The sequence below is a fragment of the Sunxiuqinia rutila genome (assembly GCF_050589705.1).
Taxonomy (GTDB): Bacteria; Bacteroidota; Bacteroidia; order Bacteroidales; family Prolixibacteraceae; genus Sunxiuqinia; species Sunxiuqinia rutila.
In genome coordinates this window covers 242,454-262,427 of sequence record NZ_JBNGOT010000001.1, presented here as the reverse complement: position 1 = coordinate 262,427, position 19,974 = coordinate 242,454, and the positions used below count along the sequence as shown (strand labels likewise).

The following is a 19,974-nucleotide window of genomic DNA, read 5'->3' as shown; positions in this document are numbered from 1 at the left end:
ATTTTATGCTTTTCGCTTTGCTCATTCCGAACCTGCGTATTTCACGAACTTTATTCCGTTCTGGTACTTAAATTCCAAAAACAAGATGCTTCCCCATAACTTAAGTTCATAATCACTGATGGGGCTTTGGGTGGTGGACAGGTACCATACGGGAGGATTTGCTTCCCCTGAACATGATGTCACCTGGTATTGCTCCTTCAGCCTTTGAAACACTTCATCTGAATAGGTTACCCGGATTTGGCGGGCATGATCGGAGGTACTGCATTCGATTAAAAAAGGAAAGTGCTCGAAATGCCGGATCAGCCACATGGCGCTTTTATTGTAGGAGCAATAATTAGCTCCATCTTTATAAACTTCAAGCATTTCGGGGGTGATTTCCGAAGCGGTTGTTGTCTGTAATTCAACAAAAGAAAAGTCTTTCATATCACAAGTTTGCTGTCATCCTATTCTGTTCCCTTATTCCAAGCTGTCCGAAATACCAGGCACTTACCCTTAAACCTGAATGAAAAATGAAAGGCCTTTGACATCCAGCCGCTTATTCCAGTTTCAATAAGATACTTTCCAGTTGTTGCTGCAGCTTATCCACCTTGTTATTCAACTCTTCAATCTGTTGCTGCTGACTGGCTAATTTATGCTCCTGCTCTTTGACCGCCTGAATAAGAACAGCCGTAAGCTGGGTGTAATCGACTTTCAGAAAGCCATCGTCTCCGGTAGTAACCATGGATGGATAAACCTGTTGAAGTTCCTGAGCAATGACTCCGACTTTAGGGCCGCAGGCATATTTTTGCTGATCCCGGTATTCGAACTGAACACCACGCAGGCGATCAATCTTTTGCAAGACTCCGGACAAGGTTTCAATGCGTGTTTTCAATCGTTCATCCGAAGGGGTGTAGAAGTTTCCGTTCACAGTCACATCCTGACCAAAAGCAGCATTGCCATCAACATCAAAAGAGAGTCCCTCACCGGCATCGCCATCGTTGCTCACCGAAAAGTTGCTTAAGGCCAACGATTGGGTGGCTGTATGGTTTCCAAGGTTGTCATTGCCGGCATTGGCATCAACATAACCTTTGGTGGCCACCGTAGATGCATCATCTGTTTCCAGCGGGGTAGCCACATTCAGGATTTTGTAGTTCGTAATCCCGTCGCCAACCAACACATCAGCAGTCGCCGGTCCAAAGCCGCTAATTGAAATGTCAGCCTTGCCCACAGCTTCGGCCTGGTCAGAGGCATTCCCTCTAAAAAATGCACCGGAAGCCAGCGCAAGCTTCTCGGCATTAATTACCCGGCTATCCACATAATTTTTTGTCGCTGCATCCTGCCCCTCGGTAGGATCTTTCAAATTCGTCAGTTTGAAATTCGTAACACCATCTCCCATCAACACATTGGCAGTTGCCACTCCGAAACCACTAATGGCGATGCTGCTTTTGGCCACACCTTCCGCTTTTCCTGATAAGTTTCCTATAAAAAGATGTTCCGAAGCAAGTGCCAGCCCCAAATCAGGGTTGGCCAGCAAATTGTCCAGGTAACTTTTATTAACAGCATCACCAACATCAACCGGTGTGCCCAGGCTAACAATCCGGTTTCCTCCCAAAGAGATATCCGCTGCAGCCACGCCAAAATCACTGACTGGGATGGCGTTCTTACCAACAGCCACCGCTTTATTGCTTAGGTCTCCAAGCAACAGCATGTCATTGTTCAGCGCAATATCAGCCGGGCTCACCACTTTCCCGTCTACATAGGCTTTGGTTGCCGCATCCGTCGGATCGTTAGGATTAGCCAAGTTCACAATGCGCTGATTATTCATTGAAAGGCTGGTGGTTGGATCGCCAAATCCACTTAAAGGGATGTTTATTTTGTCCAGCTTATTGTTGCTAACCGCCTGATCGGCAATGGCCAAACTTACATCCTGAAGCACGGCATTGTTTCCTCCGGTTACCACCAATTCCGTAGAACTAAGCGCTCCTCCGGCTATGGTGCTTGCCTCAACCTCCAAGGCCCCTGAAGGGTTCTGTTTTAATCCGGTGCCCGCTACATCGCTATGAAGTTTGGCAGCCGTTACGGCATCGTTAGCCAGCGAAAGTGTTCCATCAGCAGCCAAACTAGCATCGCCCGAAAGCAAGACCTGCACCGCTTTTCCGGTGGCATCTCCCACAAATATTTTTCCGTTATCGAGTGAGGAAGAATAGGCTTTAATACTTTCATCCACATATTCCTTGGTCGCTGCATCTCTTTTAACTGTGGGATTGGCCAGGTTGGTTATTTTCCAGTTGATGATCCCATCGCCCATAACCACATCGCTTAGAGCAGCTCCGAACCCACTGACAGGAATGTCTGACTTTTGCACGGCATCAGCCTGATTCAATTCATTTCCCTGAAGAAAATATCCCGCTGCCAACGGAATTTTATCGGTACCAATCTCCCGGTTATCCACATAGTTTTTTGTTGTGGCATCCTGAGTATCAATTGGATCTTTCAGATTCGTGAGTCTGTAGTTAGTACTGCCATCACCCATCGCAATATCAGAGACAGGAACTCCAAAACCACTAAGCGCAATGCTGGTTTTGGCTACACCTTCCGCTTTGCCGGATGCATTACCAACAAAAAGGAACTCCGATGCAAGGGCCAAGCCCAAATCAGGATTAGCCAGCAAATTGTCCAAATAGCTTTTATTAACCGCATCGGCATTGTCAACTGGAGAACTCAGATTCGTAATTCGATTTCCTCCCAAAGAAACATTCGCTGCCGCCGTCCCAAAGTCACTTACCGGAATTGTGTTTTTATCTACAGCGCCGGCCTTATCAGTTATATTTCCCAGCAACAACATGCCATAGTTAAGCGAAATATCAATGGGATTGATTTTTTTATCATCCACATAAGCTTTGGTTACCGCATCGGCAGGACTGGTAGGAATTGCCAAGTTGGTTATTCTTTGATTATTCAAGGAAAGGCTGGTGGTTGGATCACCAAAGCCACTCAAGGAAATGCTGCCTTTAGGCATTTCTCCTGCCTTGTTAGCCACATTTCCAACGAAGAAAGAACCGGAAGTCAGCGAAAGGTAATCATCCGGATTGGTCAATCGGTTATCCACATAAGCTTTGGTGGCGGCATCATTATCATTCGTCGGCGTTTTCAGATTGACGATCTTATAATTCATGATCCCATTTCCCATGCTCACATCGGCTGTTGCATTTCCAAATCCACTGATCGGAATATTGGCTTTATCCAACTTTGGATTAGTTACTGCTGCATTTGAAATGGTAAGTTTTCCGGTATTGTCAATGGTTGCATCTCCGGACAGAGCCACCGAGTTTGCGGTACTATTGGCATCTCCAACAAAAATATGCCCATCTCCTAAACTGTTTCCCAAAGGAATCCAGGCAACTCCGTTGTAAAAGTAAAGCTGATGTTCTGATTGATTGTAGAACAGCTGTCCGTCTTTAACGGTAATTGGTGATGGTTCCGGATTTGATATACCGGATGGGGTTGACCCGTTGGTGGAAACTTCCACCCAATTGCTGTAAATATCATACAGGTAAAGTACATTGTTGCCCGTATCGAAGAATAAATCTCCGGGAACCGGATCATCAGGCAGCACCATGCCTTCTTCAACGCCACCTCCGCCACTAATCTCGAGCCATTCGGGTGCTGAGCCATCCTCCGCTTTGGAGGACATCATAAAAAGCTTCTTTTGTGTTGTCAGGTAGAACAAATCTCCAAACTTAGCCATTGCAGGCAACTCCGTCACATCCGGAATAAGGACCCACTCGGTTCCTGTTGAATAATAGTTTTCTTTGGTTCCTCTCAGGTAAACAACCGAACCTTCAGCCATAACTGGCACAGTCGAGATATCAGATCCAAATTTTGACGTTACCGTAGGAGAAATCATCAGCCAGGAAGAAGCACTCAGCTTATAGAAATTTCCATCCACATATTTAACGATTGCCCCGTCACTATAAGCGGACTCAGGCAAGGCTATCCCCGAACCGTAAGTAGGCATATCCGAATTCATAGAGATTGTGGTGGTGTTAAGTGCTGCGGTCAGAACAGCATCCGATGTATTTTGCGTAACCAGCGGATAACCAGACTTTGTAGGTCTAAAGATCATCCCTTTTCCCAAAACAGGTCCAGACTCATTTAGCGCAGCAACCAATACAATCACCTGACTACCACTCACCGAAGATATCTCGGTAATTTCAAAAGAGTTTCCGTTACCATCGATAATTTGGTCTCCAACCAGAACATTCGTCGATCGATAGGTAGAACTAATATCCGAAAAAACAGAGGTTACCTGATATAGCGTATCCACCGTCTTCACTCCAGAAATTGAGAAGGTTCCATTAAATTGACTTAATGTTTGTGATTTCCCCGTTAAGGAAATCACAAACAGGATAATACCAATTAAGTAATAACTGTAATTTTTCATCGGTTAATCTTTTCAATCAAGATTTCATCGCTTTTCCATCACCCATAGCCTCAACCCAATTTCAGCAGAATAATCTTAAGTCGGTAAAACATTAGAAATTAATAGCAATAGACACCCCGGGACCACTTCCTGGTGTACTTCCCACACCATCGCCAAAACCAGAGGCATCCAGCCACTGCGTTAGAATTCCGTCTCCCAGATTAAAGACCTGAATATTGCTGATTGCAACACGGTAATAAGCCATTGAACCACTGCCATCCGGCTGTGTATTGCTTAAAATCATCAGGGTCAGCTGTGGCAACATGAATGAAGAACTGGAGTTATTCATCGTCTTGTCGATATCAATAATTTTAAGCGCAAAACCATTGTTATCCAGCTGACTCATGACAGAGGATGATGTCAGGTTGATCTGAAAAAACTCCAGTTGAGTTCCTGTAGGAATCGTTATTACAAAGCCTGGACCTCCGGGCTCAATTGATGTATTTACTTCACAGGAAATCAGATTTAAATCACCAAAGCCTCTAGCCATAAATGAAAATCCGGGCTCAATCACGCCCTCATAAATCTGTGAAGCCCCTCCACCTGAAGACGAAGCGGTTTTCCAAGTAGCTCCTGTTCCTGAGGCATTAGCCGTTAGTACTTTGTTGGCATCTGCCGCCCCGGCTAACGGAGCAATTTTATCCAGTTTGTCTTTATCAGTGGCCGGCATAACTCCTGCAGCTGTGGCAGTAGCTGCAGGTAAAGTGGCATCATTCCCCGAGCTGCTCTCAACCGTTACTGTTGATGCATCAGTACTGTATGAAAGATCCGTTACACTGCTTCCCTGCCAGGTAAAGCCTCCTGCTCCATTGGAAGTTAGTGATTGTCCGCTCGTGCCATTACCGGCAATGCCTGCAAGCTTCATAGCGGTGATTGCCTGGTTGGCCACATCTTCGGCAACAATGGTTCCGTTGGCAATTTTATCCGAAGTAACCGCATCTGCTGCCAGTTGTGTTGAAATGGTTCCCGATCCTGAACCGGTCACATCTCCTGTCAAACTAATGGATGAACTGCTTCCTCCGGCAGCCCATTCAGTCCCATTTCCGGCACTATTGATGGTTAATACTTTATTGGCATCTGCTGCCGTGTACCCAGGTACTTTATTATCAACATAGGTTTTTACGGCTTGCTGCGTCGGAAAAAGGACATCTGAATTTGTCCCCAAGGTTCCATCTGTACTTTTATTTGACTTATCTTCCTTGCCTTGCACGGTGGCGTTGGCACTTACCCGTGCATCTGTATAGTACAAGTTAGTTCCTTCCGCAACCATGGTGGTGGTATAATCTCCAGCCTGGGGAGTGACTGCTCCTGTTCTGCCGTTAAAAGAACCAACTTCACTTCCTTTTGAAATTTTTGACCAGCTGCTACCATCCGACAGCACCCAATCACCAACATCCAGTGTAAGACTATAGCTGTTAGCGCTTCCGGCTTCAGAGGCAATGTAATAGTAACCTTTACTTGAAGCAGGATCAGGCAAAGCTGGTGTATTGTTCAAGGCATTGTACGCTCCCTGAAAGAAAACATCTCCAACAATTGATGCAGGCAGATAGGCTTCATCAATTTGTCCACTGACATTCAGGGGAACGACTCCATTCGGAGTTCCTTTTTCAGATAAACTGATTTTAGCATCCAAAGCACTTTGTGTAGCTGTGCTAATGGGTTTATTCAAGTCGCTGGTGTTATCCACCAGATTCAAATTCATATTGGTCTTCAGGCTGGCTAAATCACTCACTCCTGTACCTCCGTTTGCTACGGGCAACACACCGGTCAAATTACCAACAGGCACATTTCCGTTGATATTTCCAGAAGTTGTGATATCACCAGTAGTCGTAATACTGCCCGCTGAAATGCTACCGGTTGTAATTGAATTTGGCGTAATGTCTCCCAGGCTAAGCGTTATTTCAGGAGTTGTTGACGCGTTGGCAACAGTCCCGCTAACGCCATTGGCAGGTACAACCGACACATTTGTCACTGTTCCTGTTCCTCCACCCACGGCAGAAAGAACACCATCACCATCAATGGTCAGATTCGAACCAACTTTAATCCCTCCCAGGCTTGTTCCTGAAGCCTTGGGTAAAGAATAAGTAAAATTATTTGCCCCCGCTTCTATGCCATCCAACTTCGCTTTGTCTTCAGCAGAAATAAGTCCCGGACTAGTCGGAGATGCTTCAGGAATGGCTGTTGTTATCGATCGATTTACCCATTTTGAACCTGTCGCATTCCATTGCAAGATATCGTTGTTGGTTTTTCCCGAAATTGATACATTGGATAAACCATCAATAGCATGGTTGTGTGAACTGCTAACATTGGCTGATAAAATACCATCCACATCAATGGAAAGATTGGCTCCAATCCGAACACCTCCCACTTGATCAACTGTTGCCACAGGCAAAGTTGGCGAAGCAGCTTCTGTCCACTCCACTCCTGTTTCATCTGCTTTTACTGCCAGCACTTTGCCACTGTTTCCGGTTTTTACTGGCAATAACGCATTGATAGCCGATTCGGCATCAGTGGCTCCGGTACCTCCATGTGTTACCGGAATAGCTGTGCCGTTCCAGGTTCCGGAAGTAATTGTGCCTACTGTTGTCAGGCTGGTTGAACCTGTCCAGTTTGAAAGAGCCACGTTCTCCACCTGACTTAAGTCCAGAATAGATTTCACAGCTGTTGCATCCAATGCGGTTGGGGCAGCCGAAGCTCCCGAATTATTTCCAAGTAGCGTTTTGTTTGCAATAGACGCCAGTTCCAAGGTAATTTCACCGGAAGCACCACCTCCGGAAAGTCCGCTTCCTGCCGTGATTCCTGTAATATCTCCTCCACCAATGGCAGAAAGATCAACAGTACTCCCCGTGCCTGAAATCGTTAAATTGTTGCCGGACAAACTCAAGGTCTGATCACCGGTGTTGGTTCCCGACAAGTTTGATCCGCTTACTGTTCCCGAAGCATCAACCGATGTAGGCGTCAACGCTCCGTCAATTGTTCCATCAACATAGTTTTTAGTGGCCGCATCAGTCAAGGCCAATGGCTCAGCCAAGTTAGTAATCCGCTGACTTCCCAGATCGAGGGCAGCCGCAGCTGCTCCAAAGCCACTCAAAGGAATTATATTTTTTGAGGTTGCCTCAGCCTTTCCTGCGGCATTTCCAACATAAAACTGTCCCAGCCCCAAAGATAAGCTTGAAGGATCGGCTGCTATCCCATCGGAAATATCCATCCATGAAAACGTGCCATCACCATTGGACTGGAGCACGCTGCCCGAGGAACCATTTTCCAACGCAGCACTACCAGATCCCTTTAAGCCGCCAGCACCAACTGCGTTCGGTGCAATTTTCAGCGGACTCAAAGTCGTTCCGTTACCACTTAGCGTTTCATCGTGCGCAACCGCAGCAAGCACATCAGTTTTCAGCGCATAAGGACTTAAGTCCTGGTCGCCTGTATTCACATTACTTGTATTAGCCAGAATGGCCAGCTGCGCATCGGTAACATAACGCTTATCTGTTGATGATGCAATATCAGCTGTTGTCGCATCTTCACCGGCAGTTACCAAGCCATTGGCATCGTAGGTAATTTTTGTTTTAGTGGCACCAACAATGGCCGGATTTTTATCCAGCTTATTGTCCAAAGCTGTTTGAGTAGCTGTACTCACCGGCTTATCCATGTCGCTGGTGTTATCGACATTTGACAAACCGACATCAGCCTTTGTAATTCCTACCGGCGAATTGATCACCGGGCTATCCAAGGTTTTATTCGTAAGGGTTTGTGTAGCCGTTTCACCAACCAGCTGCTCCAGAATTCCTTTTGCATCATAAACTGTTTTCAGCATATCGCCGCCACCAGCCGAGGCAATATTGTCATCCACATATTTTTTCGTTGCAGGCTCATAATCAGCCGAGGGCGTAAAAGCCGTGGTATTATTCAGAGTCAATACTTCAGTCTTCTTCGCATAGCCCGATAAATCCTGATCACCAGTATTGGTGCCACTGGTATTAGCAAGTGTCGCCAACTGCGCATCGGTCACATAGCGTTTATCTGTTGATGAAGCAATATCAGCTGTTGTAGCATCCTCTCCTGCAGTTACCAAACCATTGGCATCGTAGGTAATCTTCGTTTTGGTAGCTCCAATAATGGCCGAATTCTTATCCAGCTTGCTGTCTAAAGCCGTTTGTGTAGCATTACTTACCGGCTTATTCAAGTCACTGGTATTATCAACCTGTCCCAATCCTACATCGGCTTTACTTAGTTCCAGCATCGATTTGATAACTGTAGACGACAAAGCAACCGGGGTAGCCGAAGCGCCCGAGCTATTTCCCAGAATTGTTTTATCACCAACGGGCGCAAGACCTACTGTTAAATCTCCCGAAGCCCCTCCGCCGGTCAAGCCATTTTCAGTCGTTACAGAAGTAATGCTTCCGCCACCGCCCAAACCAGACAGGTCAACCGTATTGCCACCGGAAATACTTAAATTGGTTCCGCTGAGGCTCAGGCTTTGATCGCCTGAATTGGTTCCACTCATGTTGGTAATCAGATTCAACTGTGTATCTGTCACATACCTTCTGTCCGTCGATGGAGCGATATCAGCCGTTGTGGCATCGGCCCCGGCAATCACCAAACCGTTATTATCGTAAGTTATCTTAGTTTTTGTGTCTCCGGTAATAGCCGGATTTTTATCCAGTTTACCATCCAATGCCGTTTGAGTGGCATTGCTTATGGGTTTATTCAAATCACTGGTGTTGTCCACCTGGTCCAGCCCCACATCAGCCTTTGCCAAAGCCAGCATTGACTTAATAACTGTCGAAGACAAAGGAACCGGAACGGCCGAAGCACCCGAGTTATTTCCTAAAATTGTTTGGTCACCAACTGAGGCTAGTCCTAAGGTTAAATCTCCGGAAGCACCCCCACCGGTCAAGCCATTTTCGGTGGTTACAGAAGTAATGCTTCCGCCACCGCCCAAAGCAGACAGGTCAACCGTATTGCCATTCGATATACTTAAATTCGTTCCTGACAGAATCAGGCTTTGATCACCTGTGTTGGTTCCGCTGATTCCATCAAGCTTCCCTTTATCCGAAGCACTTAATAAACCGTCATCCGTGGTTGTTGCGCCGGGTATTGAGTTCAGTTGATTATCCACATACTGCTTGGTGGCTGCATCAGTCGCGTTGGCAGGAACCGCAAGATTCGTCAGGGTATGCCCTCCCATGGAAATGTTGCTGACTGGGGCACCAAAACCACTTAACGGAATGGCACTTTTGCTGGTTGCCTCGGCTTTTCCTGCCGCACTACCAACATAGAACAAACCATTCCCCAAGGTCAGATCAGAAGGATTAACCGACACTCCTGATGAGATGTCTTTCCAGGAAAAAGAACCATCGCCGTTTGACTGCAGAACGTGCCCATAAATGCCCGGCGACAAAGAACCGCCACTTCCCTTGAGGCTTGAAGCACCTACGGAACCGGAGGACAAGCCCAACGGGTTGGAATAAGTTCCATCGCCATGCAAGCTATTGTCATGAACAACATTGCTCAAGCCGCCATCGCCATTATTCAAAATAGCCGCTAAGTCAACATGACTTCCGCGCGGACCTGAAATGGAAATAATCGTCCCATTCAAACTTAAAGATTGGTACAAATTAGCCAGGCTAATGGTGTTTCCTTCAGAGATTGTCAAATCCTGATTCCCGTCCAGGCTTAAGGTTTGCGGTTTGATGTACCGCTCCACCTGACCATCCACGTATTCTTTATTTGCCGCATCCCGGTTTTCCGAAGGATTCGACAAATCAGTCATTCGGTAGCCCCCCATCGAAACATTGGACTGGGCATAGCCAAAACCACTCAAGGGAATATTACTTTTTTTGGTTGAAGTAGCCTTCCCCGAATCGTTACCAATGAAAAACTGACCGGAAGGAAGCGTAAGTTCAGAGGCATCAACCAGCACTCCCTGAGAAAGATCCTTCCAGGAGAAAGTTCCGTCGCCATTTGATTGCAAAACATTGCCCGGAGTTCCGGGGTTTAGTACCGAGCCTTGCCCTTTCAGGTTAGAAGTACCGACAGCACGACTGGCCAGCCCTAAGGGGTTTGAGCTGGAGCCATCGCCTTGTAATGAAGAATCGTGAATGACAGGCTTATCGTCTTCACTTAAAGCATTCTTCAGGTCAACCTGGTTTTGGGTGGCACCCGAAATTGACAGGATAGTTCCATCCAAGCTCAGTGTTTGTGATTCCTGAGCTGCTTCATCAACATATTTCTTGGTTGCCGCATCTGCTGCATCTACCGGGTCGGCCAGTTGGCTAATCCGGTTTCCGTCCATCAATAAATTCGTTTCAGCCGAGCCAAAATCCGTAAGCGAAATTGCGGTTTTGTCCACGCCTTTGGCTGTTCCGTCTACGCCTACCAACATCTGCCCATCTTCTAAACGAAGACCGCCATCCTCTGTTGGAAGGTTGTTGCCCACAGCAAGCCATTTACCATTGCTGTAGATCAGCAAATTCTCATCCGAGGTGTTAAAAAACAACTGCCCTTCAGCAACATTTCCTGTCGGATTGGTTGTGCCAAGCTGAATGGCTGACAATTCACTTGAAATGGTATTCCAGCCAAGGCCACTCCAGAAATAGAACTGATTTTCCTGGCTATCGAACACCAACAGGCCTTTCGCCGATGAATCGTTTCCATTAAACATTCTTAAGCGCTGATCCGTGGTCAGGCGAGGAATTAAAAGTCCTTTGCTTTCCGAATATAATTCAAGAATTGCCTTTGAATTCGCAGGAACATTCCCTTTACCAATACTGACCCCTCCATCCTGAGCATTAACGCCCATGCATGTAAGTTGCAATATAACAATCAGCAAAACGTAAACATTTCTCATAAGCCTATCTAATTATCTTTTAATTTTCTGCACAAACACTTCTATTTTCAAAAATTTACTTTCATTCCAAACGTCTGGATAAACCACACAATTTCAAGCACTAAGGCAACTGCTACCGGTATAAGTTATTCCGGTTGACTACCTCGCCTATCCGGTGCCGAACAGCAGCTTTCCGCTGATAATTATACAGCACCGCTTTTTGACTGAAACTATAGGAAAGGCTCAGCCCGTGTGAACTGAACTGATTAACTCCTTTTCCAACACCATATTCGTAAGTATATCCCACCATCAGGTTTTTATTGACTTTTAGTGATAATGAAGTCGTTAAAGCCATATTCAAACGATAACTCAGGCCTGCCCAAATCCGATCTTTGAATAAAAAGTTGACCGCCAGGTCGAAGACCGGAGCCGCATAGCCATTGGAAACCTCTCCTTCGTTCACCTGCTGAGTAGCCCCCCGGTAGTACTTGACCACCAGATCGGGCCGGAAAAGAACATCCCGGTTGATTTGATACATGGCTCCCAGGATCAGGTCCCAACTGGGATAAATAACCAGTTCCTCATTCCAGGTTTTATCAACAAGCATGTTGGCACTCAGCCCGGCAAACATAAAGTCGTTCATATAAAAGGCCCCCAACTTAGTTGTAAACCGATCGGTTCCCCATATTTCATGATCCAGCAGGTATTCATCATCATAAGAGGTTATAATGTCCTCGGTGCGGTAAGAAGTACTTTTTATACCGATGCCGTAACCAAAAGCCAAAAAGCCTTTAGGCGATACTTTTACATTGCTCGACAAGCTAAGATCAAGCGAGTTGATTTTTCGGAGGCCGATGTTTTCGCGCATCAAGGTTGCATTCAGCCCAAGGCGCTTGAAGCGAAAAGGGATGTAAACGTTGGTTCCAAAAACCTCGGGATGATAAGGCAAGCTCACCCATTGAAGCCGGCTGATCAGGTTGATCGAAATATAATCCTTGAAGGAATTATAGGCCGGATTAATGAACTCCTGCTTAACAACCGATTGCAAATGCATCATTTCCTGGGCGGTCGATTGCTGACTTTGCACAAGCAGCATCAGGCCTAAAACCATGTATCGAATTTTCCGGATCATTTGCTGCTTTTTACTTCAACCACATTTCGAACAACGAAAGGGGAATCTCCCGTCCACAAGGTCATTTGATAGTAGTAGGTTCCTGGGGTATAATGAGCAAAATCCAAGTCATTCTGATAGTTCTGATTTTTGTACACCATGGCTCCCCAGCGGTTGTAAACCTCCAGTTCAATTTGAGAATACCTGGAAATATTGGGTACTTCAAAAACAGAATAAGACATCCCGTCAAGAAGAATGAAATTGACCAGTTCCAAAACAGAAGCACAGGCCTGGCCATAAAAGCCGGATGAGTTTTTGGTGTTACCCAGCAAGTAGAAATCATTAACCCGCCGCGACTCATAATCAATCGAATAATCCTTGAAAAGAAAATCATCGGCTCGGGCGTAAAGCATGCTGTAGTCGTCAACTCCTAAGATATTTTGAAACGCATCGAACATGGATTGCCCAACAGTAAACCTGTTCGGGGTAGAGCTTTCAGAGAACACCTGCCATCCCCAAGGCTCAATCTTGCGCACATTCGGATCATTAATCATGCTTGCCGCATCGGCAAAAAGAGCTCCGTCAAACAACACATCAACCGTTCCGCCGTTTTTCGCATCGCTGATAAACAACGGATGAAAAGCATAGTCATCACCTACCGGAAACCAGTACGTATCGCCAGGCAATACTTCACGAATCAATTTGCCATCGACATAACTGGCATTGTTAGCCGAATTGGAGAACATCACGGCATCCGCTGCAGCATTAACTATTTTAAATAAACTTTCATTCGAAATATGGACCACTCCCGAAGTCAAAACGAGTGAGTTATGAATAAACAGATCACCATTCAGAAAAACGTCTCCTTCTGGCTTATCCATTCTAAACGATCCTAAGCTGGAACCAAATCCGTCAAGATCAATATCGGAATTGCCTGCAAAGACAAAGCTGCCATCGCCCAGGTGCTTACCTGAGAAAGTAACCGTAGCCGGAGAGGTCGCATGAAAATAAACCGTTCCTTGGTTTGTAAGGCTGGCTGTTTCATCCAGAAGCACATCGCCGTCAAAGCAAATTGAGCTTTCTTCAGCCACATAGAGATCCAACTCCTGAATCTTCACACCCCCCTTTTCTTCATTCAAATCCCCGGTATCTGCATAAACGCCAATGGTTAGCACAAGCAGTCCAGCGAGTAAAAAATTAAACAATCGCATTCTTCATCCCTTTATTGAGCACAGGTCTGAAAAAAAGCGTCAAGCAAGCATTTCACCGAATCCCGACAGCCCTTTTATATTGATTTCCAGACCCTAAAGCAATGACAAAGATAGAGTTGTGCATCAAGTAATACCTATTCTTAATTACACGAAACACACGAAGCGGAATTTCTCAATCTAAACTGTCCTATTTTCGAATTAAAGCCGAATAATTACAATCATATGATCATATCTAAAGAAGGAATGCAGAAATACAGGATTGACAGAGAAGCAATTCCTCCGTAAAAGTCAATTCACGAAATGCGCTCTTATCATTCTTCTACCCATTCAACAAGGCATTGCACACCTCCGGAAAGCCCGGCAACTTAAAAAAGGGACGGAATTTGTTTCCATCCTGACAATTATTAATTTTCTTTGAAGAATTGAATGTACGAAGAAACTTATAAATGCATTTATCCATGATTCTGAATCGAGTTTTTCTGATCACAGCCCTTGCCATCCTGTTGTTTTCCTGCGGAAAATCAGAAAAAGAACTGGCAGCTGAACGACTTTCATTTGCTGAGCGTTTGTACCAAAATGGAGATACAACCGAAGCCCTGCAGCAGTTGGACACCTTGCAATTGAAATACAAAGGGGCCATTCAGGCAATGGTGGAGGCCGACAAATTCAGGAAGAAAATTTATGGTGACCTGTTTTATAAAAAACAAGACGAGATGGACTCCTTAAAAGTCACCCTGCAAGAACTGGAAAATAAGTTTGTGACTGAAAAGACCGAGTTTGACCGCTATACGCAATACATCCACAAACGCCAGCAATTTAAGCGACGCTGGAACAAATCCTTTATCCAGGTTCATTTGGATGAGCGGGGCGATTTATACATTTCAAGCAACTACTATGGAGAACAATGGCTTGAGCATACAGGACTACGGGTTTACGACAACGACATTCAGGCCAAAACGAAGAAAGTACCTTTGGACAATGTGCTCAATCATCGCAGTGATTTTATGGAAACAAAATGGGAGAAAGTCACCTACCGCGACGGGGCAGATAATGGTGTCATTGCCTTTATTGCCGAACATGCCGATCGTAACTTAAAAGCGGTGTTCTTAGGCTCGCGCTATTACTACATCATTTTGGAGGACTATGACAAACAGGCCATTAAAGATGCCCTGGCCTTGTCAAAAGCGTTAAAACGGAAAGCCAAACTTGAAAAGGAAATTCAATCGCTTCAAAACAAGGTGGGCTAACACCAGTTGAAGCGAAAGTCTTTTTCAGGCAGCTTTGCATTGATTCAAACCGTGCCTGAAAAAGACTATTCTTACTTTAATCATCAACCGATTAGCGGATTTTTTCAATCAATTCGGGAGGCTGAGCCAAAATTGCCTTACGCCCGTTAATAACAATTGGTCGATGCAGCAATTGCGGATTTTTGGATAGAATTTCGATCCACTCTTCATCCGAAATCGTTTTCCCCTTGTATTCTTGTTTATACAAACTTTCATGGGTTCTGACCAGCTCAAAAGGCGTCATGCCCGACTTGGACAGAATCGACTTAATTTCCTCGGGACTAATACCCTCTTTCAGGTAATTTTTCACATCAATCTGATAGCCGTTTTCTTCCAGGTATTTCAACCCGGCTCGGCTCTTCGAGCATCTTGGATTATGGTAGATTCTCATGACTACTTGGTGTTTTTCTTTAATGTATTGATAATAATCTTCCTGTGCGCGAAACCGTCCTTCCATATCCTGCCGATTATAAGTATTGGTCAGATCATTATCCAGAATCCGGGACTTGGTATTATCACGCAGCTGTATTTTAAGCATTTCCCGCAGTTCTGCTTTCAGGTCCGGATCGTAAATTGGGCAAGCCACTTCAATTCTTCGGTTTAAGTTTCGTGGCATCCAATCGGCTGATGAAATAAAGACTTGCTCATCACCACCATTTCCGAACAAGAAAATCCGGGAGTGCTCAAGGTATTTATCAACAATACTGATAGCCTCAATGTTTTCATGCACATCATTCAGCTCGGTCAGCAGTCCGAAAATGCCGCGAACAATCAACCGAACTTCAACGCCCGCACGCGCAGCCTCATACAATTTATCCATCATTTCCGGATCTATCAGGCTGTTCATTTTAAGCAGCATGTACCCTCGTTTTCCCGATTTGGCAAGGGCTATTTCACGATCAATCTTATCGGTAAAAAAACTGCGCATTGAAAACGGACTCACCACCAAATGTTTGTAGTTGCTGATTCGGTAATTATGCTTAAAAAAGCTAAACAAACGAGCAACTTCATCAGCAATCCTGGGATCAGCCGTCATTAATCCATCATCTCCATACACCCGCGCCGTGCCTTCATGGAAGTTACCAGTTCCCACATAAGCATAATTCCGGAAGGCGTTTTTCTCCCTTCGTCGAATCCAGGCCACCTTGCTGTGCACCTTCAAGCCGGGCACACCGTTCACCACATGGGCTCCTTCTTCCTGCAGTTTGTTTGACCAGTAAATATTGGCTTCTTCATCAAACCGGGCCTGCAATTCAATAACCACCGTCACTTTTTTCCCATTTCTAATGGCGTTCAGCAAGGCATTAACCACTCGTGAGTTGCTGGCAACCCGGTAAATGGTTATTCCAATTTCTTTAACTTTTGGGTCAATTGCGGCTTCGCGAAGCAAGTCCAAAAAGTGCGTGAAACTTTGATAAGGATAATGCAGCATGATATCCTTGCGCCTCAGCTTTTTCAAAATGCTTTCGTGCTGCTTCAGGGACTTATGCCGAATCGGCGTTAGCCGTTTGTAATAGTGCTCGGGTTTTCCAATCTCCGGGAAATCCATAAAGTCTTTATGGTTATGATATTTTCCACCCGGCACCTGGTTATCCGGATCGAGCTTCATCTTTTTAATAATGAAATTGAGCAAGTCCTCCGGAATCTCCTTATCGTACAACAAGCGAACAGGCGTTCCCACCTTCCGCTTTTTCAAGCTGGCTTCCATCTTTTCAACAAAGCTTTTGGAAATATCATCATCCAGGTCCAGCTCGGCATCGCGCGTCACCTTGATGGTGTAAGCTTCAAAGTGATCGTAATTAAACAAGGGGAAAATATCGGGCAGGCTGAACCGGATGACATCGTCCAGCAGGATAACATATTTTCTTCCGTTTTTTTCCGGCAACACCAAAAAACGCGACATGGAAATATTAGGCACGCGAATCAAGGCATAGGCGAACTTCTCCGGACGCTCTTTCCGCGAAAGCTTAATTGCCAGGTAAACCGAGCGGTCGCGCAGGTACGGAAACTTATTTTCCTTGCTCAGCATGATCGGAATCAGGTTGGGCAGCACCTTTTCTTTGAAGTAATTTTTGACAAAAAGGACCTGCTCGGGTTCCAAATCGTTTTCATCAATCAGCAAAATATTCTCCTGCCTCAGCTCCTGAATGATTTTACGGAAAATTTCCTGCGATCTTTTTTGGTGAGAAACCACAATCTCCATAATCTTCTCATGCAATTCTTCCGGTTTGATGTCACCAAGCAAGGTTTCATCATTGCCAAAGTCAACCATTCGCCGAACGGAAGCTACCCGCACGCGAAAAAACTCATCCAGGTTGTTTGAAAAAATTCCAATGAAGCGAATACGCTCCAAAAGCGGAACCGTGGGATCCTCTGCTTCCTGCAAAACACGCGCATTAAATGAGAGCCAGCTAATTTCGCGATTAATGTATGGGTTGTCAATTTTCGTCATAGTCTTTCTGTTTTAGAAAAATCGCCTGCAAGGACGAAGGCGTAAAACGATCTTTTCCTAAAGATGCAAAAAACTTTCTGCTTTTGCACCTCTTGCATCCGTTCAAATGAAGATTTAGCAGCAGAATTTCGCTCCTGATTTTACCGACAAAGAATCTTGATTTTTGAAAAGATCACCCGTTTTCTTCCGGGCAGTTGCCCCTTTACTGGCCTAGCCTGCAGCTAATCGAATAACGCCCTAAACCTGCATCATGTTCACGTAGCCTGCTAATCCAACAAGCGCAAAAATGCAAACCCCTATGCATTACCAATAAAGCAGACGCATTCTAAAATTCCAAAGGATTTGAAAGAAGGTGTTTAAAAAAGGCGGAGGCCGAAAGAAGGTCTCCGCCTGTAAAGTCATAGCCGGAATTAGTCTTTACTAAATTCCATCAGGAAGGCTTTTATAAAGCCGTCGATCTCCCCATCCAAAACAGCCTGCACATTGCCTGTTTCATAATTGGTTCGGGTATCTTTCACCATTTTATAGGGTTGTAAAACGTACGACCGAATTTGTGATCCCCACTCAATTTTTTTCTTGGTTGATTCAAGCTGCATCTCGGCTTCCCGCAGTTTTCGAAGCTCCAACTCATACAGTTGCGACTTCAGCAAACGCATGGCGTTCTCTTTGTTGGCTAACTGAGAACGGCTTTCGGTGTTTTCAATAACAATGCCGGTAGGAGCATGTCGCAAGCGCACTCCGGTTTCGACCTTGTTTACATTCTGCCCTCCGGCTCCTCCCGAACGGAAGGTGTCCCAACTGATGTCTGCCGGACTAATTTCGATTTCTATCGAATCGTCTACCAATGGCGCTACAAAGACCGAAGTGAAAGAGGTCATTCGCTTATTCTGGGCATTGAAGGGTGACAAGCGCACCAGCCGGTGAACACCGTTTTCACTTTTCAGGTAGCCATAAGCATAATCGCCTTCAAACTCAATGGTACAGTTCTTAACGCCAACTTCATCGCCCGCATTAAATTCTGACACCGTAACCTTATAGCCTTCCTTTTCGCCCCAGCGCATGTACATACGCATCAACATATCGGCCCAGTCATTACTTTCGGTACCGCCGGCGCCAGCATTTATACGCAAAATAGCTCCCAGCTTATCCTCTTCTTTGCGGAGCATGTTGCGGGTTTCCAGGTCTTCAATCACTTGAAGTGTTTTTTGGTATTGCCCCTCAATTTCTTCTTCGCTCGCCTCGTCGGCTTCAAAAAATTCATACAGAACCTGCAAATCATCCAGCGCCCGATCCACCTTTTCAAAACCTTCGGTCCACACCTTGATGGATCTGATGGCCTTCATTTGCGCCTCTGCTTCTTTGGGGTTATTCCAGAATTCCGGATCTTGTGTTTTAAGCTCTTCTTCTTTGAGTTGAATTAATTTTGCATCGTAGTCAAAGATGCCTCCTCAGAGCATCTCTGCGCTCTGCAAGCTCTTTAAGCTGCTCTTTTTGAATCATGATATATCTGTTTTGATTGATCACAAAAGTAGAAAAACACCACGGATTAATCAATAAAAAAACGGGCAGCCCTTTTCAGGATGCTGCCCGTTTTGAAAATAGATATGTTGTGTTTTTACTCGTTCCAAACAACAGCTTTCGTATTGATTGTTTTGGCTTGCAGATTAACACCTACTTTGCCTGGCTCATACTTAAAAGCGTGTAGCTCTACGATGAAGTTATCATCCAGTTCCGGAGTGAAATCGGCTTTCCAGCCAGCTCCTGAACCTTTAACCACAAACTCTTTCGTGTCGCCTTTTTGAGTTTGAGACTGATAAACTTGAGTTTGATCCTCGTCATTCTCAAACATCTTAACAATCACGTAGTCTGCACCTTCAATTTCAGTCCAGCTCAAGGTCATGCTCACCTCTTCGGCATCAAAAGTTGAAACAATTCCGTCAGTTGGATAAATCATATCCTCAGTCAGGTTATCCACCGCCTTCTCAGTTTCAGCTGATTCAGCCAGAATATCAAAGCTGTATGATCCTACCAATGGCTTCTCTGTTGAAAACTCACTCTCGGGAGTTTCGTAGTAGAAATCTAAACTATAGCCTTGAAAAGCCTCTAAAGTATATTCTGTTTGATCTTCAGCTGTTACACCTGCACTTTTAATCGGCTTGTTGGCAAAAACGTGCAACGCTAATCCATAAAGTGTATCCACTTCATTTTCTGTCTCTACTGTTTTGGAAATCACAAACACATCAGATGAAGAATCAAATGCTACTTCTTCTGACTCACATGCAACGAATCCAAACATCATCGCAATTGCCGCAATAGGAATAAATTTTTTCATAGTGTTCTAAATTCTATAAATTTTGTTTTAATGTCTCCAATAGATGCTTCAAGCAGCAAAAGGTTGCGGAGGAAAATTATTTTTTTTTGAAAAACATCGCTAATCCCTCCTTTCAAACAAACTTCAGCCGCATTAGTACCTGCATCCAACACCCTTATCTTAAACGACAAAAGAAGTCTATGCGTATTATTTCAGTCTGAAAAAAAATAATATTGGCACTTTCACTTTTCAGCTCCCTTCCTCAACTTTTTCAGGTGCCCCTCAGGTTTAAACACACGAGCACGCTAT

Annotated in this window: 9 protein-coding genes; 1 reads left to right on the top strand and 8 read right to left on the bottom strand. The window is 45.1% G+C overall.

Translation table 11 applies throughout. The features are described 5' to 3' along the window. Positions 1-21: 21 nt before the first annotated feature. The 5 genes from ACRD6K_RS00990 to ACRD6K_RS00970 form a co-directional block, all read right to left on the bottom strand. The gene (locus ACRD6K_RS00990; protein ID WP_430971703.1) at positions 22-423 is read right to left on the bottom strand and encodes a hypothetical protein; all 402 of its coding nucleotides are present in this window, start codon (positions 421-423) and stop codon (positions 22-24) included. Between the two features lie 112 nt (positions 424-535). Continuing rightward, on the bottom strand, positions 536-4,423 hold the full coding sequence (locus ACRD6K_RS00985; RefSeq protein WP_430971702.1) for a tail fiber domain-containing protein: 3,888 nt from the start codon (positions 4,421-4,423) through the stop codon (positions 536-538). 91 nt (positions 4,424-4,514) lie between these two features. Further along, positions 4,515-11,315 carry a beta strand repeat-containing protein gene (locus ACRD6K_RS00980; protein ID WP_430971701.1) on the bottom strand — a complete coding sequence of 2,267 codons (6,801 nt, stop codon included), beginning with the start codon at positions 11,313-11,315 and terminating at the stop codon, positions 4,515-4,517. Positions 11,316-11,427: 112 nt separating this feature from the next. Further along, on the bottom strand, positions 11,428-12,426 hold the full coding sequence (locus ACRD6K_RS00975; protein ID WP_430971700.1) for a PorP/SprF family type IX secretion system membrane protein: 999 nt from the start codon (positions 12,424-12,426) through the stop codon (positions 11,428-11,430). Next, positions 12,423-13,616, bottom strand: coding sequence for a T9SS type B sorting domain-containing protein (locus ACRD6K_RS00970; protein ID WP_430971699.1), 1,194 nt, complete (start codon positions 13,614-13,616; stop codon positions 12,423-12,425). Before ACRD6K_RS00970 ends, ACRD6K_RS00975 begins: the two co-directional genes overlap by 4 nt. Positions 13,617-14,074: 458 nt before the next feature. Here ACRD6K_RS00970 and ACRD6K_RS00965 point away from each other — a divergent pair, with 458 nt between their 5' ends. Further along, entirely contained in the window at positions 14,075-14,863 is a 789-nt protein-coding gene (locus ACRD6K_RS00965) for an outer membrane protein assembly factor BamD (protein ID WP_430971698.1), read from the top strand. Positions 14,864-14,954: 91 nt separating this feature from the next. Here ACRD6K_RS00965 and ppk1 read toward each other — a convergent pair whose 3' ends face one another. From ppk1 to ACRD6K_RS00950, 3 genes are all read right to left on the bottom strand, one after another. Then, positions 14,955-17,354, bottom strand: a complete 2,400-nt coding sequence (ppk1, locus tag ACRD6K_RS00960; RefSeq protein ID WP_430971697.1) for a polyphosphate kinase 1 — start codon at positions 17,352-17,354, stop codon at positions 14,955-14,957. A gap of 410 nt (positions 17,355-17,764) precedes the next feature. Next, positions 17,765-18,854, bottom strand: a protein-coding gene (gene prfB / locus ACRD6K_RS00955; protein ID WP_299578323.1) for a peptide chain release factor 2 whose coding sequence is annotated in 2 segments (ribosomal slippage) — positions 17,765-18,790 and positions 18,792-18,854 — 1,089 coding nt in all. Because the reading frame shifts where the segments join, the coding sequence is not laid out codon by codon here. Positions 18,855-18,969: 115 nt separating this feature from the next. Continuing rightward, positions 18,970-19,686 (bottom strand): hypothetical protein, encoded by a 717-nt coding sequence (locus ACRD6K_RS00950; RefSeq protein ID WP_430971696.1) that lies wholly within the window; start codon positions 19,684-19,686, stop codon positions 18,970-18,972. Between the last annotated feature and the right edge of the window lie 288 nt (positions 19,687-19,974).

Coding starts and splice junctions, on each gene's coding strand:
- ACRD6K_RS00990 (WP_430971703.1), bottom strand. CDS start 423: ATGAAAGACTTTTCTTTTGTTGAATTACAGACAACAACCGCTTCGGAA.
- ACRD6K_RS00985 (WP_430971702.1), bottom strand. CDS start 4,423: ATGAAAAATTACAGTTATTACTTAATTGGTATTATCCTGTTTGTGATT.
- ACRD6K_RS00980 (WP_430971701.1), bottom strand. CDS start 11,315: ATGAGAAATGTTTACGTTTTGCTGATTGTTATATTGCAACTTACATGC.
- ACRD6K_RS00975 (WP_430971700.1), bottom strand. CDS start 12,426: ATGATCCGGAAAATTCGATACATGGTTTTAGGCCTGATGCTGCTTGTG.
- ACRD6K_RS00970 (WP_430971699.1), bottom strand. CDS start 13,616: ATGCGATTGTTTAATTTTTTACTCGCTGGACTGCTTGTGCTAACCATT.
- ACRD6K_RS00965 (WP_430971698.1), top strand. CDS start 14,075: ATGATTCTGAATCGAGTTTTTCTGATCACAGCCCTTGCCATCCTGTTG.
- ppk1 (WP_430971697.1), bottom strand. CDS start 17,354: ATGACGAAAATTGACAACCCATACATTAATCGCGAAATTAGCTGGCTC.
- ACRD6K_RS00950 (WP_430971696.1), bottom strand. CDS start 19,686: ATGAAAAAATTTATTCCTATTGCGGCAATTGCGATGATGTTTGGATTC.